Source organism: Vibrio sp. Vb1554 (assembly GCF_033344235.1).
This window is the reverse complement of the sequence record NZ_JAWPOJ010000002.1, coordinates 289986-316157: the sequence shown is the minus strand read 5'-3', so window position 1 is coordinate 316157 and position 26172 is coordinate 289986. Positions and strand designations below refer to the sequence as shown.

At 43.5% G+C, this 26172-nt stretch carries 21 protein-coding genes and 2 pseudogenes; 17 read left to right on the top strand and 6 right to left on the bottom strand.

Features of this window, described 5'->3' with window-relative positions; all coding sequences use genetic code 11:
• The first annotated feature begins 65 nt into the window (after nt 1-65).
• Nucleotides 66-968: a LysR family transcriptional regulator gene (locus R8N28_RS03325; protein WP_017633593.1), complete on the top strand. Its 903-nt coding sequence runs from the start codon at nt 66-68 to the stop codon at nt 966-968.
• A gap of 77 nt (nt 969-1045) precedes the next feature.
• Here the strand turns inward: R8N28_RS03325 and R8N28_RS03320 are convergent, their stop codons facing one another.
• A complete protein-coding gene (locus tag R8N28_RS03320; RefSeq protein WP_065275164.1) occupies nt 1046-1849 on the bottom strand; it encodes an SDR family NAD(P)-dependent oxidoreductase in 804 nt (267 codons plus the stop codon).
• A 228-nt stretch (nt 1850-2077) separates the two neighbouring features.
• Here R8N28_RS03320 and R8N28_RS03315 point away from each other — a divergent pair, with 228 nt between their 5' ends.
• Nucleotides 2078-2317 carry a YdcH family protein gene (locus R8N28_RS03315; RefSeq protein WP_005373737.1) on the top strand — a complete coding sequence of 80 codons (240 nt, stop codon included), beginning with the start codon at nt 2078-2080 and terminating at the stop codon, nt 2315-2317.
• A gap of 73 nt (nt 2318-2390) precedes the next feature.
• Here R8N28_RS03315 and R8N28_RS03310 read toward each other — a convergent pair whose 3' ends face one another.
• A complete protein-coding gene (locus tag R8N28_RS03310) occupies nt 2391-3062 on the bottom strand; it encodes a cupin domain-containing protein (RefSeq protein ID WP_025767962.1) in 672 nt (223 codons plus the stop codon).
• Nucleotides 3063-3270: 208 nt separating this feature from the next.
• Here R8N28_RS03310 and R8N28_RS03305 point away from each other — a divergent pair, with 208 nt between their 5' ends.
• The 4 genes from R8N28_RS03305 to fabG all read left to right on the top strand — a co-directional run bounded on the left by R8N28_RS03305 (nt 3271) and on the right by fabG (nt 7163).
• Complete coding sequence (locus R8N28_RS03305; RefSeq protein WP_017633595.1) at nt 3271-4413, top strand: hypothetical protein; 1143 nt, start codon at nt 3271-3273, stop codon at nt 4411-4413.
• A complete protein-coding gene (locus tag R8N28_RS03300) occupies nt 4403-5347 on the top strand; it encodes a metal ABC transporter solute-binding protein, Zn/Mn family (protein ID WP_065275165.1) in 945 nt (314 codons plus the stop codon). Before R8N28_RS03305 ends, R8N28_RS03300 begins: the two co-directional genes overlap by 11 nt.
• Before the next feature lie 2 nt (nt 5348-5349).
• Entirely contained in the window at nt 5350-6144 is a 795-nt protein-coding gene (locus tag R8N28_RS03295; protein WP_005373725.1) for a metal ABC transporter permease, read from the top strand.
• Nucleotides 6145-6443: 299 nt separating this feature from the next.
• Nucleotides 6444-7163, top strand: a complete 720-nt coding sequence (gene fabG, locus R8N28_RS03290) for a 3-oxoacyl-ACP reductase FabG (RefSeq protein WP_033906346.1) — start codon at nt 6444-6446, stop codon at nt 7161-7163.
• A gap of 261 nt (nt 7164-7424) precedes the next feature.
• Here the strand turns inward: fabG and R8N28_RS03285 are convergent, their stop codons facing one another.
• On the bottom strand, nt 7425-9029 hold the full coding sequence (locus R8N28_RS03285; protein ID WP_065275166.1) for a S8 family peptidase: 1605 nt from the start codon (nt 9027-9029) through the stop codon (nt 7425-7427).
• 394 nt (nt 9030-9423) lie between these two features.
• Between R8N28_RS03285 and R8N28_RS03280 the strand changes: the two are divergent.
• The 5 genes and pseudogenes from R8N28_RS03280 to R8N28_RS03260 form a co-directional block, all read left to right on the top strand.
• A pseudogene (locus R8N28_RS03280) lies at nt 9424-9747 on the top strand (IS1-like element transposase); the annotation flags it as partial.
• Between the two features lie 196 nt (nt 9748-9943).
• Entirely contained in the window at nt 9944-10897 is a 954-nt protein-coding gene (locus R8N28_RS03275) for a LysR family transcriptional regulator (RefSeq protein ID WP_218955748.1), read from the top strand.
• Nucleotides 10898-11048: 151 nt separating this feature from the next.
• A complete protein-coding gene (locus tag R8N28_RS03270) occupies nt 11049-12992 on the top strand; it encodes a TonB-dependent receptor domain-containing protein (protein WP_054576367.1) in 1944 nt (647 codons plus the stop codon).
• Nucleotides 12993-13023: 31 nt separating this feature from the next.
• Nucleotides 13024-13902: an alpha/beta hydrolase gene (locus R8N28_RS03265; protein ID WP_005378556.1), complete on the top strand. Its 879-nt coding sequence runs from the start codon at nt 13024-13026 to the stop codon at nt 13900-13902.
• 739 nt (nt 13903-14641) lie between these two features.
• The gene (locus R8N28_RS03260) at nt 14642-16015 is read left to right on the top strand and encodes a carbohydrate porin (RefSeq protein WP_065275617.1); all 1374 of its coding nucleotides are present in this window, start codon (nt 14642-14644) and stop codon (nt 16013-16015) included.
• A gap of 63 nt (nt 16016-16078) precedes the next feature.
• On the opposite strand, the gene R8N28_RS03255 is transcribed toward R8N28_RS03260, so the two are convergent.
• Nucleotides 16079-17065 (bottom strand): LacI family DNA-binding transcriptional regulator, encoded by a 987-nt coding sequence (locus tag R8N28_RS03255; protein ID WP_065275167.1) that lies wholly within the window; start codon nt 17063-17065, stop codon nt 16079-16081.
• A gap of 235 nt (nt 17066-17300) precedes the next feature.
• Between R8N28_RS03255 and R8N28_RS03250 the strand changes: the two genes are divergently transcribed.
• The 3 genes from R8N28_RS03250 (at nt 17301) to R8N28_RS03240 (ending at nt 21315) form a co-directional block, all read left to right on the top strand.
• Nucleotides 17301-18740, top strand: a complete 1440-nt coding sequence (locus R8N28_RS03250; protein ID WP_025767958.1) for a sucrose-specific PTS transporter subunit IIBC — start codon at nt 17301-17303, stop codon at nt 18738-18740.
• Between the two features lie 165 nt (nt 18741-18905).
• Nucleotides 18906-19829: an aminoimidazole riboside kinase gene (locus R8N28_RS03245; protein ID WP_065275168.1), complete on the top strand. Its 924-nt coding sequence runs from the start codon at nt 18906-18908 to the stop codon at nt 19827-19829.
• 31 nt (nt 19830-19860) lie between these two features.
• A complete protein-coding gene (locus R8N28_RS03240; protein WP_065275169.1) occupies nt 19861-21315 on the top strand; it encodes a sucrose-6-phosphate hydrolase in 1455 nt (484 codons plus the stop codon).
• 64 nt (nt 21316-21379) lie between these two features.
• Here the strand turns inward: R8N28_RS03240 and R8N28_RS03235 are convergent.
• Nucleotides 21380-21499 (bottom strand): annotated as a pseudogene (locus R8N28_RS03235) (dihydrofolate reductase); the annotation flags it as partial.
• Between the two features lie 253 nt (nt 21500-21752).
• Between R8N28_RS03235 and yghU the strand changes: the two are divergent.
• The 3 genes from yghU to R8N28_RS03220 all read left to right on the top strand — a co-directional run bounded on the left by yghU (nt 21753) and on the right by R8N28_RS03220 (nt 25582).
• The gene (gene yghU / locus R8N28_RS03230; RefSeq protein ID WP_005373705.1) at nt 21753-22610 is read left to right on the top strand and encodes a glutathione-dependent disulfide-bond oxidoreductase; all 858 of its coding nucleotides are present in this window, start codon (nt 21753-21755) and stop codon (nt 22608-22610) included.
• A 1183-nt stretch (nt 22611-23793) separates the two neighbouring features.
• Nucleotides 23794-24963: a D-alanyl-D-alanine carboxypeptidase family protein gene (locus tag R8N28_RS03225; protein WP_053304564.1), complete on the top strand. Its 1170-nt coding sequence runs from the start codon at nt 23794-23796 to the stop codon at nt 24961-24963.
• Between the two features lie 211 nt (nt 24964-25174).
• A complete protein-coding gene (locus R8N28_RS03220; RefSeq protein WP_005373701.1) occupies nt 25175-25582 on the top strand; it encodes an SPOR domain-containing protein in 408 nt (135 codons plus the stop codon).
• Between the two features lie 49 nt (nt 25583-25631).
• On the opposite strand, the gene R8N28_RS03215 is transcribed toward R8N28_RS03220, so the two are convergent.
• Nucleotides 25632-26105 (bottom strand): peroxiredoxin, encoded by a 474-nt coding sequence (locus R8N28_RS03215; RefSeq protein WP_005373699.1) that lies wholly within the window; start codon nt 26103-26105, stop codon nt 25632-25634.
• Between the last annotated feature and the right edge of the window lie 67 nt (nt 26106-26172).

Below are 26172 nucleotides of genomic sequence, written 5' to 3'. Positions count from 1 at the left end.
ACTATCCGTAAGGAAGAAAATGCTAAGCTCTATATGGTGATTTTTTACAAATAATTGAAAATTAAATGAACATCGATCATGTAAAGCTATTTGTCCGTTTGGCTTCGACACACAACATCAGCATGGCTGGTCAGGAGCTTGGACTTTCTCCTGCTGTCGCTAGTGCGCACATCAACAAACTTGAGGACAGCTTAGGAGTTCGTTTAGTTCATCGCACCACACGCAAAGTTTCCTTAACTGAAGAAGGGCAGGCTTTTTTACCTCACGCGGAGGAGGTCCTTGCAACAGTGGAGGCAGCAAGGGGAGCTGTTGGCTCAGGGCAGAGTGCGCCAACGGGAGTATTACGTATAACCGCCTCTGCAACTTTTGGTCGCTTGCATATTGTGCCCGCATTAAAAGGTTTTATGGCGCGTTACCCAGGGTTAACCGTGGACTGCCGATTTTCTGATTCCATTATTGATCTGGTTGAGGGAGGTTTCGATGTCGCCATTCGTGTCGCTGAGTTGAAAGATTCTTCATTGGTCGCAAGAAAGCTTGCGCCAGATCGTCGTATTATCGTTGCATCACCAGATTATATTGAACAATTTGGGAGACCTAACAAGCCCCAAGACTTGACGAATCATCAATGTATTAACTTAGTTGGAATGAATAATTGGTCATTCAATACAAAAGATGGAATGGTCAATGTAAGAACTTCTGGTCGTTTTAAAACTGATAATGGTGATGCGATGAGAGACGCGACGGTAAACGGGTTAGGTATTTCTATCAACTCGGTTTGGAGTGTTTATCAAGAATTACAAAGTGGTCAGCTAGTGGAAGTACTCGAAGATCACCCTTTAGCGATGGATGCTGGGATTTGGGCTGTGTACCCAAGCTCTCGTTTAATTGCGCCTAAGGTGCGTGCCTTTATTGATTACTTTGCTGAATACTATGGCACGCCACCTTATTGGGAGTTTGCGGAAAAGTGATAACAAGTTTCACTTATCGAATACATTGTTTTTAAGGTCCGAATAAAAACGAACCTCAAGATAATTCTTAATTGTTATTAATAGAGTTTGCTTAAGATTAATTCAATAGTATCAATTATCTGCTGTGTTTTGCTTTGATCTAATGCATCAGGGTGTGGGGGCGCGAATGCTTTAATGTCATTATCGAAGTACATACCATGCGCTTGAGCAAACTCTTCTGATAGCGCAGCGCGAGTTAGAATATCTGCTCCTAAGCGGATATCACCACCAGCAACCCCATAAGCATCTTTAACCATCTTACTACCTAGGAATGATTTTGGGTTTACTGATACCAACATAGGGCCAGTGTTCTTAAGCTTTAGTCCGATTGCTCGTGACCACATCGTTAATGCCAATTTGCTTTGGGCATATGCTTCGCCATCTGACAATGGTTTGTTACCGAGTAAAGCGCTAGTGTTTACTGTTGTTTGTGCAGCTGAAGACAAATTAACCACACGACCCGTATCTCCGAGCAACGGCAATAGCTCTCTAGTGAGTAAGTAGGGAGCAATGGTGTTGACTGCGAAGCGTACATCAAGACCCTCTTTAGTTCTTGGATTTGGTGTTGCGTACACACCAGCATTGTTAATGATGACGTCTAAATGATTGAACCGTTCTGTTATCTCCATCACTATCTGTTTTACCGCATTGGGAGAGGATAAATCAGCAACAAGGCTTTCAACTTTACCACTTTTCATCTCCCTCAAACTTTGCTCAACTTGTTGAACTTTCTCTATATTCCGGCCATGGATTATTACGTGTTGTTCACGGTTAATTAACATTTTCGCGGTTTCTAAACCAATACCGTCAGTAGATCCAGTAACTAGAATTGTCTTTCGCATGATCGCTCTCATTGTTGAAGGTTAATATAGAACGATCATAGTGGCATCTTTTGCATTCGACTATTGAGACTAAAAAGAAAACACTTTCTAGGAAAAATTGAAAATAACTTTGTTGTTCTTTTTGTGGACGGTGCGACGAATTAACGTCTCATTAGATGCTACGGTTATACATGTGGTGCTCAAAAATTAGGCACTATTTTGTACTCAAATAATAGCCAAGAGGTCTCTATGTTAGGTGAAAATCACTCATTAACTCATGAATTCCCAGAACATTTGGATACCATTACTCAGCTTACCGAAAACGATGCATCATTTGCTGAAACCGTTAAAAACTACAATGCTTTAGATAAGGAAATCCGCGTACTAGAACTTCAAGGAAGCCCGATTGATGATCACGAAATGAACGTGTTAAAACATAACCGGGCTGAGCTCAAAGACTGGCTCCACTCGCGAATAATGGGTTCTTAGTGACGAAATGATCATCGGCTCGTAAATTGCGGGCCGATTTTAGTTCCAATGGACGATGCCAAGTGTGCAAACACTAGGAGTGCTGAGCAGGAGCTTGGAGCGGCAGGTGACCAGTTTTTACCCAAATGATCGTTTCTTGCTCTACAAAAGGAAAATGCTCACTCATATGTGGGCTTCGAATCCAAGAGAGAGCGGGATAGGTACCTAGCTCGTCTCTAAACTCTCCTGACAATACGAAAATTTCTTCACCACCAAAGTGACGGTGTGGTTGAAACTTCTTACCTTTTGGCCATTTAACCAATGCGACATGTTCGTGCTCAAAATTATGCAGCGGCATGACTTGCAACCCACCGACACCACTCTGCCAGCTCGCTTGGTTTGTATTAATGCGAACTGTTTCAAGATCCTCAGATTCGAACTGATTTAGTTTAACTAAAATCACACAGCCTTCTTTGCTAAATGGTGCGTGTTGACTTCCTGGAGGGTTACGAAGGTAAGTGCCGGCAGGATAGTCACCGTATTCGTCAGAGAATACCCCCTCGAGCACCAATATTTCTTCTCCTTGAGGGTGAGGATGAGTCGAAAACTGCGAATTTGGCTCGTACTTAACGACGCTGGTGGTATGCCCTGATTCTTTGGCTTCTCGTTCCAAAGGTTTGCGCCACACACCTTTGGAAGGGCTGGCGATCCACTCCTGTTGAGCAGTATCTATCACGATTCTTTTTGAAAAATCCATATTCAACATATTGAAATTCCGTTACTTATTTAATTACTAATTCTCATTAGTATACGTATAAAAAACATCAATTGATTCATTTGTTGATAGCCCAATTCATGGATTGAGTACGAACATGAAATCGGAGCCTAATTTAAATTTCTGCTTGTGTAATGAGAATTGTTATATTATAACATCGCAAAATTAAATGTTATAACATAACAAAAAGGAAATAGTAGTGAATAAGAAATTGGTGTCTCTCGTGATCGGTAGCATTTTTGCATCCCCTGTTTTTGCCGACACACTATCGAACCCACAGATTGGTGTTGTTGTTGATGGCTACTACCAAGATGGCCAACGTCATAATTCTGAGCGCGAAGAAGGCTTTGGTCTAGGCCATACGGAATTAAACTTCTCATCAAATATCGACGACAAGTTTTACGGCGCATTGACCGCGGTTCTTGAAAGTCATGGTGATGAGACAGAATTAGAGCTTGAAGAGGCATTCATCGAAACTTTGGCATTGCCATATGGTGTAAACGTGCGCGCTGGCCGATTCCTATCTGACTTTGGTTACCTGAACAACCAACACATGCACACCGATAGCTTTGTTGAGCGTCCAATTGCTTATCGTACTTTCCTTGGCTCGCACTACTACGATGATGGTGTACGTGCAAACATCGTGTTGCCAACCGACCTTTATGTAAAACTTGGTGTAGAAGCGCTCAGTGGTAGCAAAATGTCTTCTGTCGAAGATGGTTCTGAAGTTGGCGTGTACACCACGACGCTGAAGCTTGGTAGTGACTTCTCCGAATCTTCAAGTTGGCAGTTTGGTTTAAGTTACCTGCGTAACGAAAACGGCAAGGTTAAAGAATTCGAAGATCACGACCACGGTCATGAAGAAGAGCATGAGCACGATCACCATCATGGCGCAGCAGTGACAGGTGCGAACCTTTACGGTGCTGATTTTGTTTGGAAATGGGCACCAGACGGTAATTACAAATACAGCAACTTCACGCTATCGGCTGAATACATGCTGTTAGACGGTGTGGTAGATAGCAAATATAAAAACGATGCAGAGTCACCAGACAACTTAAGCGCTTACTATGTTTCGGGTGTTTATCGCTTCAACCCAAGCTGGTCAGCAGGTCTACGTTACGGCGAAGCAGAAAGCTACGATGGTCATGCACATGGCGACCACATGCATTTTACTGAGCTGAATGATAAAGAAATGGATGCGATGATCGCATGGGATTCTTCTCACTTCGGTACTATCCGTGCGCAATACACTCGCATTGATAACCAAGACAGTGAGACAGACAACGTGTTCACTCTGCAATACGTGATGACATTTGGAGCGCACGGTGCTCATGCGTTCTAAGCTGACATTAAATAAATGCAGTTTGGTGATGATGGCGGCAGGAGCTGCCATCATTGCTTCGCCTGCTTCGCCTGCTTCGCCTGCTTCGGCTCTAAACATTTTCGTTTGTGAGCCAGAATGGAAAGCCTTTCTTGAAAGCCACGCGCCAGATGCCAGTATTTATTCAGCGACAACGGCTAAGCAAGACCCACATTACGTACAAGCTCGTCCTTCTTTGATTGCGAAGATGCGCCAAGCGGACATGGCAATGTGTTCGGGCGCAGAGCTAGAGGTGGGGTGGTTACCTATGCTGCAAGTTCGTAGCAGCAATGCGGCGGTGCAAAATGGTGCGCCGAGCATGATCTACGCGACGGACTTCGTGCGCATGTTAGATACTCATGCTCACGTTGACCGTAGCATGGGAGATATACACGCTCACGGTAACCCACATGTTCAATTTGCGGCAAATGACATGATTCCATTATCTCGTAAAGTCACGGAGCGCCTAAAAGCGATTGATCCCGACAACGCACAAAGTTACCAAGTGAATGGTATGAAGTTTCGTGCTCATTGGCGTAAAAAGCTTAAAGAATGGAATGAGAAAGGGGCTGCTTTAAAGGGTAAGCAAGTTGTCGGTTATCACGCGACGTATCGTTATTTGTACGATTGGCTCGGAATGAAGCAGATTGCCGATCTCGAACCTAAACCGGGCATTTCACCGACCACATCTCACCTGCAATCACTCACCAAGTTAAATGCCGACAGTTTTGATGCGATTGTTTACTCCTCTCATCAGGATCAGCGTCCAGCGAACTGGTTGCAAGATCATACTGACAAACCTGTGATTCAACTGCCATTGACCGTTTCTGAGGGTGAAAGCTTGGATGAGATGTACGATCAGGTCATTGATGATTTACTGGATGTGTTAGTGCCGCCCGTTACTGTGAGGATCTAAGTATGGCGGATTATGCATGGCTTTTACCTGCGGTTTTGTGTGGTTTAATTGCGTTGGTTGGCAACATCGTTCTGGGGCAACAAGTTCTTAATCGTCAGATCATCTTTATAGATTTGGCGGTGGCGCAAGTTGCGGCATTGGGGGCAGCACTAAGCCACTACTGGTTGAGCCAATACGCGCTGTTCTCAGGCTCATTCTTTGGCGAAATGATTGGCCCTTGGGTGATGTCTTTGATGCTTTGCGGTTTGATTGCCTTAATGGAGAAACGATACCAGCAACATTTAGAGCCCATGATTGGCAGCTTGTTTGTCGTGTCTGCATCGCTGGCGATCCTGCTGGTGAGCAAAGACCCACATGGCGGAGACTTTATTCAGGGCATTCTTAATGGGCAACTGTTATGGGCGACTTGGGCAGACGTTTGGCCTTTGGCACTTATTACCGCTGCGATGTTGCTATTAGTTTGGTTAAAACCTGCGTTTATGCGCGGTAGTGGTTTTTATCTGATCTTTGCTATTCTGATGCCCATTACGGTCAAGTTAACCGGCATTTATTTAGAATTTGCTTTGTTGGTGATTCCAGCTTTATGTGCGGCAGCATTGAAGGGAACTCGATTCTTTGTCGCCAGTATCAGCATTGGTATTGTTGGGATCTTATCGGGTATTGCCGCATCGGCTCGCTATGACTTACCGAGTGGTGCGAGTATTGTGATCACCCTGTTTATTGCTGGCATGTTGTTTAATCTCTTGCTTCAGCCTTTTCTGGTGAAAATAACAAAACCAGCTTTTGTAAGAGATTAAGAGACAAGTAATATTGGTCTGATGAAGTAGTATTTGAGTAATCAGACCAATACTTTTCTATCCAAGCCCTCCAATCGTGTAACTTTGCGCCTTCCAACACACTTTCTTACGTTGATCTTGCCATAGTCATCAAGTTGCCTTGATTAGTTCACATCCGACTCCCAGACTGTTTCTATAGTTTTTATAAGATATAAAAGACCCTGCGTATGAGAAGCGCAGCTGTAACGCGACTAGGCATAAAAACAAAAACGCTAGGGATACAAGCTAATTTGTAATCTCAACATTTAAGGAAGACCAAGATGAAACCGGAAAAAGTAGCAGTAGTCACTGGTGCGGCTCGTGGTATTGGCCAAGCGATTTGTGAGCAATTACTGGAGGATGGATTCCACGTAATCGGGCTAGACATATCGCCCGTGGAATGGAGTCAGTCGGCGCAGCTAAGCAGTTATCAAGTCAACTTGTGTGATGCCGAAGCCGTCAGTGAAGTAGTAGAAAGTGTTGTAGAGCAGCACGGAAGAATCGATGCTCTGGTTAACAACGCGGGCATCACTCGAGATGCATTGTTGCCAGATATGTTAGAGCAAGACTGGGACAGCGTGATCGACGTGAACCTAAAAGCGGTGTTCTTACTCACCCAACGTGTTGCTCCTGTCATGCTAGAGCAGGGTGCAGGTAGTATTGTCAGTATTTCTTCTATAGTGGGAACGGATGGTAACATCGGCCAGAGCAACTATGGCGCAAGTAAAGGCGGCGTCATCTCAATGAGCAAAGGCTGGGCGAAAGAGCTGTCAAGAAAGGGTGCACAGATACGCGTCAACTGTGTCGCGCCAGGCTTTATCGCCACCGATATGACCAAGAACCTGCCAGAGAAAGTCATTCAAATGATGGAAGGCAAAACCCCATTAGGGCGCATGGGCTCAGTTCAAGATATTGCCAATGGCGTCTCTTTCCTAACCTCAGACAAGAGCGCCTACATCACAGGCCAAGTGCTCAAGATTGACGGTGGGTTGGTATTATAGCTCGCTAATCAAAACGTCAAATAACAAACGCCCTTTACTTATATGAAGGGCGTTTTTGTTTGAGGAACCCGACTTATGTGAGTACTACTAACTACTAATAGAAAGCTTCGATGCCGCTTCGAGTTGAGTTTTTGAAGCAAAAGGCCAATACGTTTGAATAGCGTCTCCTCTTAAACACTGCATTCCCTAAAGCACAGTATTCCCAAAAGAAAAGCCCACCGAAAAGCGGGCTTTGTTCTCTTCTAATAACGAGAAAAATAACTAGTAGCTCGCTTGAATGCTGACACCGCTATAGTTTGAGTAACCTTGAATCATGACGTGATAACGTCCACTTTGCGTCGCACTGACCGTACATGTTTCATTGTTACCGTATTTGAAAGGTCGGCAGTCCCATGCATTCAGTGCTGGTTTTGCTCCAAAACGGAGATACAAATCCGCATCGCCACTGCCACCATACATTTGTACGGTTAAGCGCTGCCCAGCTTCTACATCAACATAGTAATACGCTACTTGACCAGTTGAACCACTTAAACCACTTACTGGCACGCCCGAGGTTAATTTGCCTTCTGGGTCCGGTGTTGGATCTGGGCCACCGCAGTCTTGGCCACAATCTGTATCCGTTAAGCTATAAAGTAGCTTGTTCACGCTGCCTCTTGTGTCCGTCACTTTTCCGCTAGTTGCGCGGCTAACGATCAAGGCCTCTACTTGGCTTGGAGACAGTGAACGGTTTTCTTGAAGATACAATGCTGCTACACCCGCCACATGTGGCGTCGCCATCGAAGTGCCACTAATGGTTTTGTAGCCACCGTCATACCATGCGGATTTGATTTGTGAACCTGGCGCAAACACGTCCACACAACTGCCCCAGTTTGAAAAACTCGAACGTACGTCCGTGCTGGTGGTCGAGCCGACAGTTACTCCGGAAGCAACGCGTGCTGGAGAATAGTTACATGCATCGGCGTTGGAGTTACCTGCTGCAAGCATAAAGCTGACACCTGACTGAACCGCACTTTGCACCGCACTATCCAGAGCGACGGATTGACCGCCGCCTAAACTCATGTTGGCGACTGAAGGTCCGGAAGCGTTCGCAGCCACCCAGTCCACACCGGCAATAACACCAGAAGTAGAACCCGATCCGGTACAGCTCAATACTCTCACGCCGACAAGGTTGACGTTTTTTGCAACACCATACAAGCTGCCGCCAATGGTGCCAGCTACGTGTGTGCCGTGTCCATTACAGTCACTTGCATCTGCATCGTTATCGACAAAGTCATACCCTGAAACTGAGCGACCACCGAACTCAACATGCGCGTTATTCACACCCGTATCGATAACATAAGCCGTTACCCCAGTCCCATCAAAGTTGGCACTGTAGTTGTTATCGAGTGGCAAGTTTCGTTGGTCGATTCGGTCTAGTCCCCAAATGGCATTGGTTTGATTTGCGTCTGCCGAGACTATTGGGTCAAGCGATAGGATTCTGTCTTGCTCAATGTAGTCCACACGAGGATCAGAACGCAGATCTTTTAGTTGCTCAGGACTCAAGTTAGCGACAAATCCACTTATCGAGTGGTCAAAAACCGACTCCACTTGTATCGAATACAAACCAGACATGCGGTCTACGGATTGTTGCGTGAATTGCTCGAATTCCGTTGAATTGCTCACCATCATTTGCGGCTGTTGAAATACCACAATATAGCGATCTGCAATGGCGATGTCGTCCGGTGCAAGCATCAAAGTGGCAGGCAATGTGTCGGGAGCTTGTTGTAACTCTGCACTGTCCGCAATCTCATTGGGTTGCGAAAAAGCGAGAGAAGAATGAAAACAGAGCGCGGAGGTGATACAACAACTTAGTAGTTTCTTTAACATAAAATGTTCCTTGAAATCATAGTCTTGTTGATTTTTACCTAGTACCAAACTGTCAACACGAAAACACAGACAATCAGCGTAGTGCGTGCTGAAGTGACGTTACACAAGTCAAACTAGACAATGAGCAATCATATGCATAACTGATAATAATTCGCATACTCAGAAACATGATCAATAACCAAGCTTTATTGAAATTGAAATGCAAAGATTCATTTAGACTTAGAGCAAAATCCCTAAAATAGAATAATTCTACACACCTGACATATTGCCTGTTATATGACTTCATCTTACCGATAATTTACGCAATAAAAACCTAACTATCCTTTTATTGGTCATAACTCAAATCGGTTGATAGATGTTAATATAGCCACCTGATTTCTGATGTTTTTAACTCATGGTTACTATCCAAGTTCAATATCGTTTCTGTAATAAAACAGAGCCCGTTCGTGAACATGGAAAAGGGCATTCTGGCTCTCCTCGCTCCAGATGTATCGAGTGTCGAAAGAGCTTTAACTCGATTACGTTTACGAAGCCCGCAAGCCAGATGTAAAAGAAAAAACTGTTGATATGTCAATGAATAGCTCTGGCGTTAGGGAAACAGTACAAGTGTTGAATGTCGCATACAACACAGTATTGAGTACTTTAAAAAATCTCGCCAAGGTAAGTAACCTCAATGCCTTTCGATAAAGCAAATATAAGACTAATTTGTAAACTTGAAAGGCTAGCTGTATTGGTTGAGGAATATGAGGAAAACACTTCCCCATTTAAGAACTGAAACACACTTTTGCCCCTTTTCGTGTTAGCACGGAAACTGTCCTGCTACCAGACTTGTGTTTCAATAGTGCCTTGTAGTATCGAAAACACTTACCACAAACTCTAGAGATTTATGTACTATACCACCTACTGGAAGCTTGATGGGTGGTATTGACGTGAACTTATCTCAAATTGATCTGAATTTGCTCTTTGTTTTAAAGCACTTGCTCGAAGAAAAGCATGTATCTAACACCGCTATGGCTTTAAATATGAGCCAGTCTGCGGTAAGTCGAGCACTGCAAAAAATGAGAGTTTTCTTTAATGACGAATTACTGGTGCGCAAGAAATACGGCTATGAACTGACTCCAAAAGCAGAGTCAGTAAGGCAAGACATCAATAATGTGATTACCAGTTTAGAAAAACTTGCCCATAGAGACTCGTTTGATCCGAGCACTGTATCAAGCACCGTTAAGGTTTACGGCCTTCTTCCTCAGATTAATACCTTAATGCCTAAGGTTATCGCTAAGATTCGGCAAGAGGCTCCAAACCTTAAGGTCAGTTTGGACTCAGCACCAAAACGTCATTTTGATGCGTTGGTGGCTGGAGATGTTCATTTCGCACTTTCCTCTCATCAACCGCCAAGCTCTGAGCAAAATATCTATCGAATGGTTGTTGCTAAGCGCACTTTCCGTTTGCTTATGAACCGCTATCATCCACTGGCCGATTTAGAGCTAACTCCAGAGCGTTTGGCCGAATTTGACTTTGGACAAGTCTCTTTGCAGGGTGAGAAGCGATTGTCGTTTGAGCATAAATACCAAGAGCTAGGGCTAGCGAACAAAAAAAAGCGTTTATCAGCACCAGTTCAACTGAATAACTTTAGTTCTGCTCCAAGTATCGCTGCGGAGACTGAGATTATATTTCATCTACCAACACCTTTTGCAGAAGCAGCTTGTCAAGACCCTCGTTTGATCGTTCGAGAAGTACCTGCCGAGTTACAGTTGGACTTTCAAGAAGTCTTCCTATATTGGCACAAACGCTTTAACGATGATCCTATGTGTGAATGGGTACGAGAGATCTTTAAACAGCTCTATGTTGGAACCGATACTTTAGCTTAAATGCTTATATCGGGTAATTCGTGTTTAACTATTCGTATATTGGATAGTGATATTCTCTTTTCTCGATAGTGATTAACTTGTCAGTGATTATGATAATCAGGTTTAATTGATAATAATTATTAAATGCAATTACATTTTAAGCCTATTCAATATGAAGCCTCTTTTCACATACTCTCTATTTTCTACATCAGTTGTTTCTGCTTGTATTACTGTACCTATGGTCGTTGTTGCAAATGACCAGTTACCTGAGACTGGTATCAATACAACAGCAATGGAAACCGTAGTGGTTACAGCCTCTGGTTACGAACAGAATGTCACAGAAGCGCCAGCAACAATAAGTGTTCTCACCCGAGAGCAACTTGAAAATCGCTCATATAAAGATTTGACTGATGCTTTAAGTGATATACCTGGGGTAACCGTTACAGGAGGTGGTGATGGCCAAGATATCTCAATTCGAGGTATGCCTGCTCAATATACGGCCATTCTTGTTGATGGCAGGAAGCAGTCTGGTCGAGAAACTCAAACTAATGGTAGTACGTTTACTGAACAAGACTGGCTTCCCCCGTTGAGTGCAATTGAACGTATTGAAGTTGTACGTGGCCCTATGTCAACCCTCTATGGGTCTGATGCTTTGGGGGGTGTGATTAATATTATTACGCGTAAAAATTATCAAGAGTGGCACGGAAGCTTGCGTGCAGAAACGACGCTTCAAGAAAATTCAAAATCTGGAAATAGCTATCAAGGGCAGCTGTACCTTGCTGGCCCTGTCATAGATGGTCTGTTGAGTACTTCTTTGACTGGACTGTATCAGGAAAGAAAAGAAGATGAAATTGAAGGTGGTTATGCAGGTAAGACACTCGACAACTATCGAGCTTCTTTGTACCTCACACCTACCTCGGATGACACTTTTACTCTGGAGTTCACCAATCATAACCAAGAGCGAGAGACCACTCTAGGTAAATCAGTGGAGCGAGAGTCTCAAGTTGCAGTACGAGAATATGAACGCCAATCTATTGGTTTTAGCCACGACGGAAACTACTCTTGGGGTACAAGTTCTTCATTTATCAGTAATGAAACAGTAAAAAATATCGGTGCAGATAAAGAAGTAGAGAATAGTCAAATTAATACGCAATGGGGTCTGCCTCTTAATGCTCACTATTTAACGCTGGGCGCATCTTTCGAGCAAAAGGATCTGACTGATAATAAACTATCATTGACCTCTAAAAACAAGCAATGGGCAGTATTTGCTGAGGACGAGTGGTATCTCACGGATACATTCGCTCTCACTCTTGGTTTACGTTACGACGACAATGAGATCTTTGACGGGCAATTTAGCCCAAGAGCTTACGGGGTCTGGTCTATTGACCCTAGTTGGACGCTAAAAGGTGGTGTGTCTACGGGTTATCGAGCACCTAGTTTGACACAAATGGACGAAGAGTGGGTTCAAGAGAGCTGTAGAGGACGTTGTTCTATTTACGGTAATCCAGACTTAACAGCAGAAACCTCCATCAATACAGAGATGGGACTGTATTACGTTAATGAGCGAGACCTTTCTGCAAACATTACTTTGTTTTACAGCAACTTCAAAGACAAGATCGAAAGTGAGTTTGTCGATCCGACTTGTACTGATAGCAGAAGTTGCGACCGCACTTACGTCAACATTGATGATGCGATCAGCTATGGTGCAGAAAGTTCCGTATCTAAGGGTATTACAGAGTCAATTACACTAAGTGCGACCTACTCGTATACTCGTAGTGAAAAGAACACTAATGACGATGATGATGGCTTACCTCTCGTACAAGCACCTGAACATATCTTCTCACTTAATGGTGATTGGGCAGTGCGTGATGATGTTGCTTCATGGGCCCGAATAAACTATCAAGGCAAAGACAAAAACAACATCACTAGTGATAGCACAAGAACGTTGGCACCTTCTATTACTTACGTGGATCTCGGTGTGAACTGGCGTGTAACTAAGAGTGTGAAGTTAATGGCAGCGGTTTATAACTTGTTCGATGCTCAAACCACAGAGGAAGAGTTTGGCTACATTGAAGATGGCCGACGCTACTGGTTAGCTGCTGAAGCGACTTTCTAATCTACTCACTTTTTAAGCGAATAACAAAACAATGAATACCAAAATTAAGTCTGCGATGACCTCTCTGCTACTTATGCCCTTTGTCTGTTTGGCTGGGGAGTTCAATGTAGAGAAGGATATCTTGTTCAAAACTGTAGGTGAGAGAGAGATTAAACTTGATCTTTATACTCCATCGGTTGAATCAAATACTCAGTACCCGTTATTAGTTTGGGTACATGGTGGTGCATGGAAACGTGGAAGCAAAGACGCCATCCCAGAAAAGAACCCATTATTACTTCAGTCTGTGTTGAATGAAGGTTATGCGCTAGCTTCAGTTGATTATCGCTTAAGTGGAGAAGCGATCTTTCCTCAGCCAGTACAAGACATTAATGATGCACTGAACTATTTGTACGGCAATGCTGAAAAGCTCGGTATTAAAGCGGACAATGTTGTGATAATGGGACGCTCTGCTGGTGGGCACCTCGCTGGCTTTATTGGTGCGACTAACTCGGCATACAACCAAGTAGATTTCTATGAGCCACCAAAGTACAAGGTCTCAGCCGTAGTGAGCTTTTTTGGCCCTACCGATTTACTTGAGTTAAGTAATAAAGGTGGCAAGAAAACCAGCAAAAAATCGTCTGTATCTCGTTTCTTAGGAGATATTCCAAACAATATTCCAAAGCTTGCCAAGAAAGCATCAACGACGAGTTATGTGAATGAAAATACTCCACCATATATACAGTTACACGGCACCTTGGATAAGCGAGTGCCTCTATCTCAAAGTGAGATACTTAAGGCTAAGCTTGATGAGCATGGAGTTACCAACCAACTTTTCATTGAAGAAGGTGTAGGACACAGTGCACCTGTCTTTGATACCGAGAAGTACGTTACTCATGTTTTGGACTTCTTAAATAAACACTTTCCGAACTAACGCTCTAGTCAATATAAGGCTTAAAAGTTCAAGGGGAAATACTGAGCCAACTGTGATTACAGTTGGCTTTTTCATGTATCTCTATTGGGCATTTTATCATTCTGATTAATGGGAGCGGCTGGCTCATTTTCAGGCAGTGGTTGAATAAATCTATGACTACTTTAGGGTATGTATTCTAACGTACTTCTGTCCAAAAAAGTGTTTCGTTAGCTTGAATTAGAACAACAAAGCGCTCTTCACAGAAAATGAAGGTCGTTTATCTCGTCTTAACAGCCTTTCAAGTTGTTTGAAATGAGGTATCGAGATCCGCTTCGCTCTTAGTTACGTTCAACCTTAGCTGCTACTTTTCATCAATAAATAGAGATGAGTTACCATCAAGTAGCATAGGGAAGCGAGGGAGTATTCTCTCAAATGAACATTAAACTCCTTCTTTGTAGCCTGTCACCTTCAAACTACTTCCTCTAGCGCTAACAATTAATTCAAATGTGCGCTGGTTAATGATTTTTCTGTAAGTAACACAATTGAACGTGATAGAAGTAACAAAATTACCTCTTTGCGGTAACGTTCCCGAAAAGTTTATATATTATCGCCCTCATTGATATAAGTAGTAGAGACGCTCTGAGTACGAGCGCTCTGAAATTCAGGCTTTAGATGGACATTTAAAGTCACCATAAGTTTGCGATTTTTCTTGGGAACGTTTGCAATATGCCTAAGTATAAATTTACGTGAGACTATGGAAATGAAACTACACACTTTGACGATGGCAGTAGCGCTTGGACTGGTTACTGCACCTGTATTCGCAGCAACAGATGTTGACGCTCTTGAAAAGCGAATTAATGAATTAGAACAGAGACTTGAACAGACAGAAAAAGCATCCACAGAAGCAAATGAGAAAGCCTCAAGCTTTGAGTTTCACGGCTACGCTCGTTCCGGGCTACTGATTAATGACGATCTGAATGGTGCAGTGGGTACTGGTCCTTACATGACGGCAGCTGGTGCTATTGGCGCTCCAGTTGGGCGATTAGGGGTAGAGGATGATCATTATGTGGAAGCAAACCTTATTCACAAACGTTTTGCAGATGATGGTTCCAGCGCATTGTTCCGAATCATGTTGGCAGATAGTACGGAAACCAATAACGAATGGACGGCGAGCGAGAGTCAATTAAACGTTCGTCAGGTATATGCTGAGCTAAACAAGTTGAGCATGTTCTCTGAATCAAGTGCGTTTGCTGACGCGACGTTTTGGGCTGGTAAACGATTTGACCGTGATAACTTTGACATTCACTTCTTTGACTCGGATATTGTTTTCTTATCTGGCACTGGTGCTGGTGTGTATGACGTCCAAATGAGCGAATCATGGAAAGCAAACTTCTCGATCTATGGTCGTGATTTTGGTGAGATTGATAGCTCGTCAACGGATGTTGAAAACTATATCGCGACAATGAACAACCGCTTCGGTAATTGGCAATTGATGCTGAGCGGCATGACGTCAGCTGATAACAATGATCGCGTAGAAGGAGCAGCGGACAAAGGTTTACATGCGATGTTTGCTTACCATGGCGATAACTTCTTTGGCATGAGTGAAGGCTTCTCTAAAACCGGTATTTTGATGGGTGATGGATTGGGTGCGGAACTTAAAGGCATCGGTTCAAACGGAGATTTGTTAGAAGACGCAAAAGCCGTACGCTTGTTCAGCTATGGTGTAACACGCATCGGCGACAACTGGCGTGTAGCACCTGCGTTGCTAGCAGAACACAGCCAAGATCGCTTTGCTAAAAATGATGAATTTACGTGGGCATCGTTCAACATCCGCTTAGCGCAAGAGTTTACGCAGAACTTTGAGATGGTTTATGAAGGCTCATACCAATACATGGACCTAGACAATGCGATTGATAAAGCAAGTGGCAGTTTTTACAAAGCGACAATTGCACCAACGCTTAAGATGTCTACCGCTGCAGGTTTCTTTGACCGTCCGGAGCTACGTTTTGCAGTTAGCTACGTTGATTGGAGCGAAGACTTGAATGGCTACTCGATTAGCCAGGATGCGGGTGCTGCAACGATGGGTGATGGTGGTGAAGTTCTGTTTGCACTGCAAATGGAAACTTGGTTCTAAAGGGACCTAACCTACAAAGAGTAATAAGAAAAGCGCCAACTGATTTCAGTTGGCGCTTTTTCATTAACAGGACTGACGCTCAATAGTTTTGAAGGTTAGTACCATCTTACTCATTTCAAAACTTCTGTTGGCAATTCTATCTAGTAACAGTTTCGCACCATTTCCCCCTGCTTTATCAAATGCATAGTTAAATGTTGATAAGGTTGGGGTGCACACTGATGCGAGCTCATCATCACCAACGCCTAGCACTAAAACGTCTTTACCCGGTGTTAACCCGAGCTCTTGAATCGCTCTCATCGCACCGATAGCAATACGGTCTGTCGCACAGAACAAGCCATCTAGCTTAGGGTTCTTTGTTAAGTGTTGTTTTGCCAATGAATAGCCAGAATCGATGGTAAAGTCACCACGAGCATGGAAGGCGAGCTCAAAACCATGATGCTGTAGCGCTTGAACAAATCCTTCAGAGCGTTGCTTATCTACCGCGATATCGTCACCTTGCACACCAATAAAACCCATAGTTTGGCAACCTTTTGCAACCAGTCTATTTCCCGCTTCAAACCCTACTCGTGCGTCATCATGAATGATGCTTGGAATGTTAAACATGGAACCATCTTGACCGACGAGCACAACTGGAACGGCTGAGTTTTGAATTGCTTTTACCAGCTTGGAATCGAGGTGGGTGGCGTAAAGAATGATCCCTTCAACCCGTTTTTGGTTAAAGATCTGAATGTATTCCAGTTCTTTTTCGTGGGCTTGGTGAGTGCTAGCAAGTAAGACATGTTTCCCGGCTTTTTCAAGGACATCGGTTAATCCATCGACACCTTGGGATGTGGCATGAGAGGAAACCCGAGGAACAATGACACCAACCAGATTGGTCTTTTGAGATTTTAGATCTTTAGCGACTTGGTTCGGCACATAGCCACACTCCGCTACTGCTTGGCGGACCTTCAGTTTTGTCGCTTCTTTTACGCCATATTCATCGTTTATAACCCGTGAGACTGTTGATTTTGATACGCCAGCCAGACGGGCGACATCATGCAGACTCGCCATTGTTCCTATCCATTCTGTTTTTCGTTTTTGGGATTGTTTGCAAAGAGAAGATGAAAAGCTCTTTGATAAGTAGCGATTCTAACCTCCTATACTGCTCTTAGGGAGAGAATTTGACGATCATTCTCACATTCTCTCTGCTTTATCTTTGATCATTTGGTTTTATTGAGCAAAAATCTGTTTTGCAAACGTTCCCGAAAATTTCGCAAGCTCAGATAATAATCCAATGGGGTATGAAATGAATTATCCGGCAGTAGCAAAAGAGTTGTTGACTCTATTAGGTGGTAAAAGCAACATCACCGCACTTGCGCATTGTGCGACACGCTTACGCCTTGCCGTTGCAGATGAGCAAAAAATAGATGAACAAGCGATTGATAGCCTTGAAGGAGTAAAAGGGCAGTTCAAAGTTGCGGGTCAGTACCAAATCATTTTTGGATCTGGCATCGTAAACCAAGTTTATGCAGAAATGGCGAAGTTGACGGGGATGAGTGAAATGTCCACCAACGACGTTGCGTCTGCTGGCGCAGAGAAACAAAACATTGTTCAGCGCGCGGTGAAAGGGCTGTCTGATATTTTCGTTCCAATCATTCCAGCTATCGTCGCTGGTGGTTTGTTGATGGGTATCTATAACCTATTGACTGCTCAAGGCTTGTTCATTGATGGCAAATCTTTGATTGATGCCAACCCAGGACTGACAGACTTGGCGAACATGATCAACACGTTTGCGAACGCGCCGTTTGTTTACCTGCCTATTCTGCTGGCATTTTCAGCCAGTAAGAAGTTTGGCGGTAACCCATATTTAGGGGCGGCGCTAGGTATGTTGATGGTTCACCCTGACTTGCTGAATGGTTGGGGATTCGGCGGCGCATCTGTGTCTGGCAACATTCCGGTTTGGAATATTCTTGGCTTTGAAATCCAAAAAGTGGGCTACCAAGGTTCGGTGTTACCGGTTTTGGTATCGGCATTCATTCTTGCGAAGGTTGAGCTAGGCTTACGTAAAGTCATACCTTCTGTTTTAGACAACCTTTTAACGCCATTACTGGCGATTTTCATAGCGGGTTTGCTGACGTTTACTGTCGTCGGTCCGTTCACGCGTGATATTGGTTTCCTATTGGGTGATGGTCTGAACTGGCTATACAACACTGCTGGCTTTGTTGGTGGTGCGGTATTTGGTCTTATTTATGCTCCGTTTGTTATTACTGGTATGCATCACAGCTTCATTGCGATTGAAACTCAACTTCTTGCGGATATTGCGACGACGGGCGGCACCTTTATCTTTCCTATTGCGGCGATGTCTAACGTTTCTCAAGGAGCGGCAGCGTTGGCGGTGGGCGTGATGAGCAAAGATAAGAAGATGAAAGGTATTGCGATTCCATCTGGTGTTACGGGTTTGCTAGGTATTACAGAACCGGCTATGTTTGGTGTTAACTTAAAACTACGTTACCCATTTATTGCGGCAGTTTGCGCTGCGGCGTTATCAAGTGCGTTCATCACAATGTTTAATGTGAAAGCTCAGGCATTGGGCGCAGCTGGTCTTCCAGGCATCATTTCCATTACGCCAGAGAAGATTGGGTACTACATCGCGGGTATGGTGATCGCGTTCTTGACCGCATTTGTTCTCACCATTGTTCTTGGTATGCGTGACCGCGCTAAAGTCGGTAGAAAAGCAGCGGCTTAATCTGAACTCCTTAGGGGTGGAGTCCCCCAAAATCCACTTCTTTTCCTAAATGTTTGGGGTGCTAGCCAAGCACTAATGGCTTGGCTAGCCTTTTTCAATTTTTACTTGGTAGTGAAGGTGTTCAACACGTTGGACTATCAGGGCTTTAATTTCAAGGTAAGCAAGATGAATCAAGTGTGGGTAACTGGTGATGCTGTTGTCGATCTAATACCGGAATCTGAGACTTCTTTACTCAAATGTCCCGGTGGTGCACCAGCGAATGTCGCCGTAGCTATTGCTCGTCTATCTGGTAAGAGTGCGTTTTTTGGACGTGTGGGTGATGACCCATTTGGTCGCTTCATGCAATCAACGCTCGATCAAGAGGGCGTGAGCACGGAGTTTCTCGTTAAAGACCCAGAGCAAAGAACATCAACAGTGGTGGTGGATTTAGATGATCAAGGTGAACGCAGCTTTACGTTTATGGTAAAACCGAGCGCTGATCAGTTTATGTCTGTTGAAGACATCCCTAACTTTAAGCAAGGTGATTGGCTGCATGTCTGCTCGATTTCACTGGCAAATGAGCCAAGTCGAAGCAGCACATTTGAGGCGATCAAAAGAGCAAAAGCCGCTGGTGGTTTCATTAGCTTTGACCCTAACTTGCGTGATGAAGTGTGGCAAGACCAGTCAGAAATCCAAGCTGTCGTGATGAAGGCTGTAGCGATGGCCGATGTGGTTAAGTTCTCTGAAGAAGAGCTTTTGTTCTTAACTGACTCAACATCGATGGCGCAAGGTTTAAAACAAATAGCCTCTTTGAATATTGCTTTGGTCTTGGTGACACAAGGTGCGAAAGGTGTTTGGCGCGTCTTTGAAAGTCAGAGTGAACTGATCACAGGTCAAGTCGTTAGTCCGATTGATACCACAGGTGCGGGTGATGCTTTTGTCGGAGGGCTACTGGCATGCCTGTCTCGGTATGACGATTGGAAAAATCATCCTGTTGTTAGCTCTGCGATTCAATGGGCAAATGGCTGTGGTGCATTAGCGACGACGCAAAAAGGCGCAATGACCGCACTTCCGACCCAGACAGAATTGCTGCAATTTATTGGGCAATGATCTCCAGATCCAATTTCAGTTGAGAAAAATTATGAGCTTAAACAACCGTTGGACTGTAGAGCAAAGATATCGCCGACTTGAGCAAATCCCTCAGTGTGATATCGAAGAAATGACACTTTCACGTCAGCAAGATAAAGGCTTTCCTAGTTTTCATATCGCCCCTAGATTTGGGCTGTTAAATGACCCAAATGGGTTGTGCTATTTCAATGGTGAGCACCACATCTTTTACCAGTGGACTCCTGTGGGGCCAGTCCATGGAATGAAGTATTGGTACCACCTTTCTACTAAAGACTTCATCCATTTTACTGATCATGGCGTGGGTCTTCATCCCGACCAAGACTACGATTCACATGGTGTTTATTCTGGTGGTGCTTTGGTGGAAAACAACAAGGCTTTGCTGTTTTTTACTGGCAACAAGCGTGACCAAAACTGGAATCGAATCCCAACACAGTGTTTTGCCACCATGGATTCAAACGGCAACATTGAAAAGCATGGTGTGGTCATTGAGAACGAACATTACACGGAGCACTTTCGTGATCCAAAAGTTTGGAAGAAAGGCGACGACTATTTGATGGTGGTGGGTGCTCAAACCAAAACCGAGCATGGTTCTATGGCGCTCTATCAAAGCAAAGATTTGAAAACGTGGCAGCATAAAGGTCCTATCAAGACCAAGTTCTCTGACCTTGGGTACATGTGGGAGTGTCCTGATTTATTTGAGATTAATGGTCAATCGGTGATGCTGTTTTCTCCACAGGGCGTGAGCAGTAGTAATCCTTATGATTTCAAAAACATCTATTCTGTCGCGTATATCGTGGGTGATCAGTTGAACCTAGAGTCGATGACTTTAGAAAACCACCAAGATATTTTACAGCCAGATTATGGGTTTGATTTCTACGCCCCACAAACCTATTTAGATGAGAACGGGCGTCGCATTCTTATTGCATGGATAGGGTTGCCAGAAATCGACACGCCATCGGTCACACACCAGTGGGCAGGAATGTTGTCTCTTCCTAGAGAACTAACGTTGAAAGATGGTTTTCTTGTTCAAACTCCACTCCCTGAATTGGAGAGTTTAAGAAAAGAAGAGGTAGTCTTTGCACAGTCCCATACACTGGAAAGCACAAGTTGTTTGATCCAATTAGACCTTGAGGGCGATGGCTTTGAACTTGAGCTGAGTAACCTCAAAGGTGACAACATCGTCTTTAGTGCGACAAAGCACGAGTTTATGCTGGACCGTCGTCACATGTCTCATTTGTACGCAGAAGAATTTGGTAGCATTCGAAAAGCACCAAGATTGGACGCTAAGCAGACGATTGATATATATATCGACAATTCTGTCATCGAGATTTTCATTAATGGTGGCAAACACACGATGACCAGTCGTTTCTTTATTGATGACCTGAATACGGTAACGTTGAGAGGGTTGGAGCAAGCAAGGCTTTTCCCTTTGAAAGGTATTTCTGGTTTGTTTGAATCAGCTAAGTAACGGTTTCGAATACATTAAAACGCCCTTCATTGATTTAGTGAAGGGCGTTTTTCTTTCTAACTATCTAACTTAACTGCCTATCACGCACGTAGGTCGTTTGAACTAAAGTATCCAAAACAACTTCACTCTTGGTGACTTTGAAGTTTAGCGGTTGTTCTAAATCCCCAAATAGAGGTGCGCCGCCGAGTGTAGCTTACTCATCGTTGGCATCTCGAACCTAGTTCACATTATCGCGACGTTTTTACTTATAGCGTGAAAGAAAATCCCATAACCAAAGGTTCTAACTAAAAGAGATTGCAGGACTTTTATTTAGCGAATTCGACCTAATATCTTGAGTATGCCTAATCGCAGTTGGCGAAGAGGTGATGTTAATAATGCTTGCTGGCGCGTAAGACCCGTCAGTTTGAAGATGCATTCAAACACAATAAGGGAAAACAATGGCTAACGAATACATTCCACCAAAAGTTTGGACAAACGATAATGAAAACGGCGGTCAGTGGGCGAGCATCAACCGTCCGGATTCTGGCGCACGTCATGAGCAAGAGCTTCCAGTTGGTGAGCACCCATTCCAACTTTACTCAATGGGTACCCCAAATGGTCAGAAAGTGACGATCATGTTTGAAGAGCTTTTGGCGGCTGGCGTAACGGCAGCAGAATACGATGCATACCTGATTAAGATTGGCGATGGCGACCAGTTTGGCTCTGGCTTTGTGGCTGTTAACCCAAACTCAAAAATTCCGGCATTGGTTGACCGTTCGGGTTCTGAGCCAGTGAACGTGTTTGAATCTGGCAACATCTTGTTTTATCTAGCAGAGAAGTTTGATCATTTCTTACCAAAAGAAGGCGCTAAGCGTGCTGAGGTAATGAACTGGTTATTCTGGCTGCAAGGTTCTGCGCCATATCTAGGCGGTGGTTTTGGTCACTTCTATGCGTACGCACCAGAGAAGTTCGAGTACCCAATCAACCGCTTTACAATGGAAGCAAAACGTCAGTTAGATGTATTAGACAAGCGTCTTGCGAACAATGAATTCCTAGGTGGCGATGAGTACAGCATCGCTGATATCGCAACATGGCCATGGTACGGCAACCTTGTGTTGGGTCGTGCTTACGATGCGGCTGAATTCTTAGACGTAGAAAGCTACAAAAACGTTGTGCGTTGGGCAAAAGTAATTGATGAGCGTGAAGCGGTAAAACGTGGTCGAATTGTGAACCGTTCATGGGGTGAAGAATGGGAGCAGTTACCTGAGCGCCACAGCGCAGAAGATATTGATAAAGTATTGAAACTTAAACCATAAGCAATCTTGGCCTAGCTACGTCAAATGAGTTTAGTTTTATCTATGCTTATACAGTGACCTTAATCAAATCTATAGCGCACCATATACGGTGCGCTATTTTTATTCTCATTTAGTCTCGAAATTCTAATTTATATCACCTATTGAAGAGCATTTAGTTTGTAGATGAATCTTTAATATATTTATATATTATGATGCGAAACAAGACTCACACCTTCATATTAAATATGGGCTGGTTATTTTGATTTCTAATAATTAAATTATTAGAAATTTATAAACTGATTTTATATTCATTATAAATAAAATTAATGATAACTAATATTTGACATAACCACTAAATTTGTGTGGAATATGCGGGTTGATTTGTTTTGATGAAATAAAATTAATTTCTAATACTTTTATTTATGACAAGCTTAGCTTTTAGCGATGCTTAATTATTAATACTTATATCATGAAAGAGGATATGTATGATGTCGTCGTTTGAGTCGTACTGGGTTGGGATACGTCAAAGAATAGCCACACAAACCGAAGGTAGCCGCAGTTTAAAGTCTCTAGTCATTAAAAAGCAGCGTGTGAACTTAAATAACAGTGGGTTATCCTTTCGCGCTAAGTCCGGATGCCTTATCCCTCACTGTTATACCAAGTTCTCTGATGAGATAAACCTAAAAACATCGAGAAAATCGTCTCTTAGTTTTAAGAAAGGAAAGCTGTACTTTTCTCCGATTTAATAATAAATGAAATTTACATAAATTATAATCTGAGGTTTTTAAATTTATCGATAATTAATTGCGATTTTATGATGCGTTTTTAATATGTTTTCTTGGTAAGTAATTAGCTGGGCTTATTGTTGATTGTTTTTGTTGTTTCCTATTTAGATATGGATAAAAGCTCAACTACTTTTCCTATACCAACTTACTCCCTGAATTGACTTGCGCGCTTTTTCTCTCCTCTCAAAAAACATAGCGTTACGGAATTATTTTCGCTCCTGTTTCATTCTTCAAGACGAAAGCTCTACCTACCTCTCATTATTTTCGACAAACATTGAGTAAAAGTAACCAATCGTAACAAGGTGGCTGTAACTGAGCGCCGTTTCAATATACTCGTTTTTTAACTAGGTAATCCCGCGCTTTGAATTCATTCGGGTACCGTTTGTAAGCCTTAAATGCGACTAAGATAAGATGTCATGATGAGAAAAAGTACTATATTACACACAGTGTTAATTACAGGGTTCGCTGCTGTATCCTCGTTGGCTTATGCTGCGCCTTCAGTTGTGCCAAATGCGCCGGAACTCAGTTCTCGTGGTTATGTTTTGATGGACTTCCATACGGGGAAAGTACTGGTTGAACGTGATGCCCACAAACGTTTAAACCCCGCGAGTTTAACGAAGTTGATGACTGCTTATGTAGCTGGTCAAGAAATTAATACAGGCAATATTACGTTGAATGATGAGGTTGTCATCAGCCGAAATGCTTGGGCAAAAAACTTCCCAGATTCTTCAAAAATGTTTATTGAAGTCAATACTTCCGTTTCTTTGTCTGACTTATACCGTGGTCTGATTGTTCAATCTGGTAACGATGCCAGTGTTGCTATTGCTGAGCATGTTGCGGGAAGTGAATCAGGGTTTGTGAGTTTGATGAATAGTTGGGCCGCCAAGCTTGAATTGTCTAACACGGCATTCACCAACCCTCACGGCCTAGACAGTGACGGTTTATATTCGACACCTTATGATATTGCCAAGTTGGGCCAAGCGATTATTCGTGACTTACCTGATATCTATCCGCTGTATAGCGAAACCTCGTTTACTTACAATGGCATCACTCAATACAACCGTAATGGCTTGCTTCGTGATCGTAGTATGAATGTCGATGGCATGAAAACTGGTTATACAAGCGGTGCGGGTTATAGTCTAGCGACTTCTGCAACACAAGGTGATATGCGTTTGATTGCCGTAGTGATGGGAGCGAAGAGCGAGAATGTTCGTGAATCAGAAAGCAAGCAGCTGTTGAGTTATGGCTTCCGCTTTTACGATACGGTAATGCCGACTGAGGCGGGTGCGGAACTTGCGAAAGCTCGAGTTTGGATGGGCGAAAAAGACGAGCTTACTGTCGGCGTAGCTAACGATGTTTATCTCACTTTGCCAAAAGGAGATGTAAAAAATCTGCAAGCGGAAGTTGAATACAACGGCGATTTAGTTGCGCCAATTTCTGAGCAACAAGTGGTTGGTAAAGTGCTTTACAAAGTCGAAGGTAAGGTCGTAAATGAAGCCGAGCTAGTTGCATTGGAGTCAGTGGAGGAAGGCAGTTTATTCAAGCGAATTTTAGACTGGTTTAAGCAATTGGTCGCTAGCTGGTTCTAAACAGTAGCGAACTTCTGTCTATATCACTCTATCTTGTTAATGTTCTATTAAATCAATTTACTAAGGCGGCCAACGTGGTCGCCTTACGTTTTTGGAATACTCGTTGCGTTAAAACGCAGGCCTTCTTGTAAGGGTGTGTTTTACCTGACCAAGAGCGTTTTGTGTTTTTGGGTGCGAGAGAAAAGAAACTAGAACAAGAATGGAGTGACACGTGCACAAGATTTTATCTTTGACATTGATTTTATCGCTCATGGGCTGCGCTATGCCTTACCAGCAGGAGGTCGATAGCGGCCAATGTGTTGGAGTCATGACCTCTCAGGATGCATATGGTTATTTAAACCCAAACCATTACACGATGCAGGTACTCGCGCTAAAGCAAGAAAAAGATGTGAAAGATTATATTCGCTATATCGATCCTAAGCATCCGGTTTGGGTTAACTGGAAAAACAGCCGAGGCACGCGTTGGTATACGGTAACTGTTGGTGATTTTAAAACGAAACAGGATGCCTACAATGCGCTTTCTTCATTACCAAGCCGTGTAAAGCAGTCATCCCCGTTTGTGCTGACTTTTGCGGAAATGCAGCGTAAGCAACAAACGAGTGTTGTGAGAATGCGTTAGCCAAAAAAAACGGAAGCGATGGCTTCCGTTTTTGTATTTAGGAGTAAGCTTAAAGCGCCGCTAAAATCGTTTCTGCTTTGCTTGCTTCAAACTCTTTTGGCTCTTCAACGTTAAGCTTAGTCACTGTGCCGTTTTCAATGATCATCGCGTAACGTTGTGAGCGAATACCACCAAAGCCGCCTGTATCCATTTCAAGACCCAATGCTTTAGTAAAGCTAGCGTCGCCATCACCCAACATCAGAATCTCAGAAGCGTTTTGAGCTTCGCCCCACGCTTGCATCACAAATGCATCGTTTACAGAAACGCACGCAATTAAATCAACACCTTTTGCCTTTAGCTCATCAGCTAATACTACATAGCCTGGTAGATGAGCTTCTGAACAGGTAGGGGTGAATGCGCCAGGTACAGCAAAGAGTACGACTTTCTTGTTCGCAAACAGTTCTGTAACGTCGTGGTTAACCATACCATCGGCCGTCAACTCACTTAGAGTTGCAACTGGTAGAGCTTGGCCTTGTTGAATCATGATTCTATTCCTTTTTGTGTGCTAGTTTAGTTTTCTCAGTCTAGCGTTTATAAATGCGGTTAACCAC

What these genes read in the sequence shown, in the direction of transcription:
- R8N28_RS03325 (WP_017633593.1), top strand. Translation starts at nt 66, where the DNA reads ATGAACATCGATCATGTAAAGCTATTTGTCCGTTTGGCTTCGACACAC.
- R8N28_RS03320 (WP_065275164.1), bottom strand. Translation starts at nt 1,849, where the DNA reads ATGCGAAAGACAATTCTAGTTACTGGATCTACTGACGGTATTGGTTTA.
- R8N28_RS03315 (WP_005373737.1), top strand. Translation starts at nt 2,078, where the DNA reads ATGTTAGGTGAAAATCACTCATTAACTCATGAATTCCCAGAACATTTG.
- R8N28_RS03310 (WP_025767962.1), bottom strand. Translation starts at nt 3,062, where the DNA reads ATGTTGAATATGGATTTTTCAAAAAGAATCGTGATAGATACTGCTCAA.
- R8N28_RS03300 (WP_065275165.1), top strand. Translation starts at nt 4,403, where the DNA reads ATGCGTTCTAAGCTGACATTAAATAAATGCAGTTTGGTGATGATGGCG.
- R8N28_RS03295 (WP_005373725.1), top strand. Translation starts at nt 5,350, where the DNA reads ATGGCGGATTATGCATGGCTTTTACCTGCGGTTTTGTGTGGTTTAATT.
- fabG (WP_033906346.1), top strand. Translation starts at nt 6,444, where the DNA reads ATGAAACCGGAAAAAGTAGCAGTAGTCACTGGTGCGGCTCGTGGTATT.
- R8N28_RS03285 (WP_065275166.1), bottom strand. Translation starts at nt 9,029, where the DNA reads ATGTTAAAGAAACTACTAAGTTGTTGTATCACCTCCGCGCTCTGTTTT.
- R8N28_RS03275 (WP_218955748.1), top strand. Translation starts at nt 9,944, where the DNA reads ATGGGTGGTATTGACGTGAACTTATCTCAAATTGATCTGAATTTGCTC.
- R8N28_RS03270 (WP_054576367.1), top strand. Translation starts at nt 11,049, where the DNA reads ATGAAGCCTCTTTTCACATACTCTCTATTTTCTACATCAGTTGTTTCT.
- R8N28_RS03265 (WP_005378556.1), top strand. Translation starts at nt 13,024, where the DNA reads ATGAATACCAAAATTAAGTCTGCGATGACCTCTCTGCTACTTATGCCC.
- R8N28_RS03260 (WP_065275617.1), top strand. Translation starts at nt 14,642, where the DNA reads ATGAAACTACACACTTTGACGATGGCAGTAGCGCTTGGACTGGTTACT.
- R8N28_RS03255 (WP_065275167.1), bottom strand. Translation starts at nt 17,065, where the DNA reads ATGGCGAGTCTGCATGATGTCGCCCGTCTGGCTGGCGTATCAAAATCA.
- R8N28_RS03250 (WP_025767958.1), top strand. Translation starts at nt 17,301, where the DNA reads ATGAATTATCCGGCAGTAGCAAAAGAGTTGTTGACTCTATTAGGTGGT.
- R8N28_RS03245 (WP_065275168.1), top strand. Translation starts at nt 18,906, where the DNA reads ATGAATCAAGTGTGGGTAACTGGTGATGCTGTTGTCGATCTAATACCG.
- R8N28_RS03240 (WP_065275169.1), top strand. Translation starts at nt 19,861, where the DNA reads ATGAGCTTAAACAACCGTTGGACTGTAGAGCAAAGATATCGCCGACTT.
- yghU (WP_005373705.1), top strand. Translation starts at nt 21,753, where the DNA reads ATGGCTAACGAATACATTCCACCAAAAGTTTGGACAAACGATAATGAA.
- R8N28_RS03225 (WP_053304564.1), top strand. Translation starts at nt 23,794, where the DNA reads ATGAGAAAAAGTACTATATTACACACAGTGTTAATTACAGGGTTCGCT.
- R8N28_RS03215 (WP_005373699.1), bottom strand. Translation starts at nt 26,105, where the DNA reads ATGATTCAACAAGGCCAAGCTCTACCAGTTGCAACTCTAAGTGAGTTG.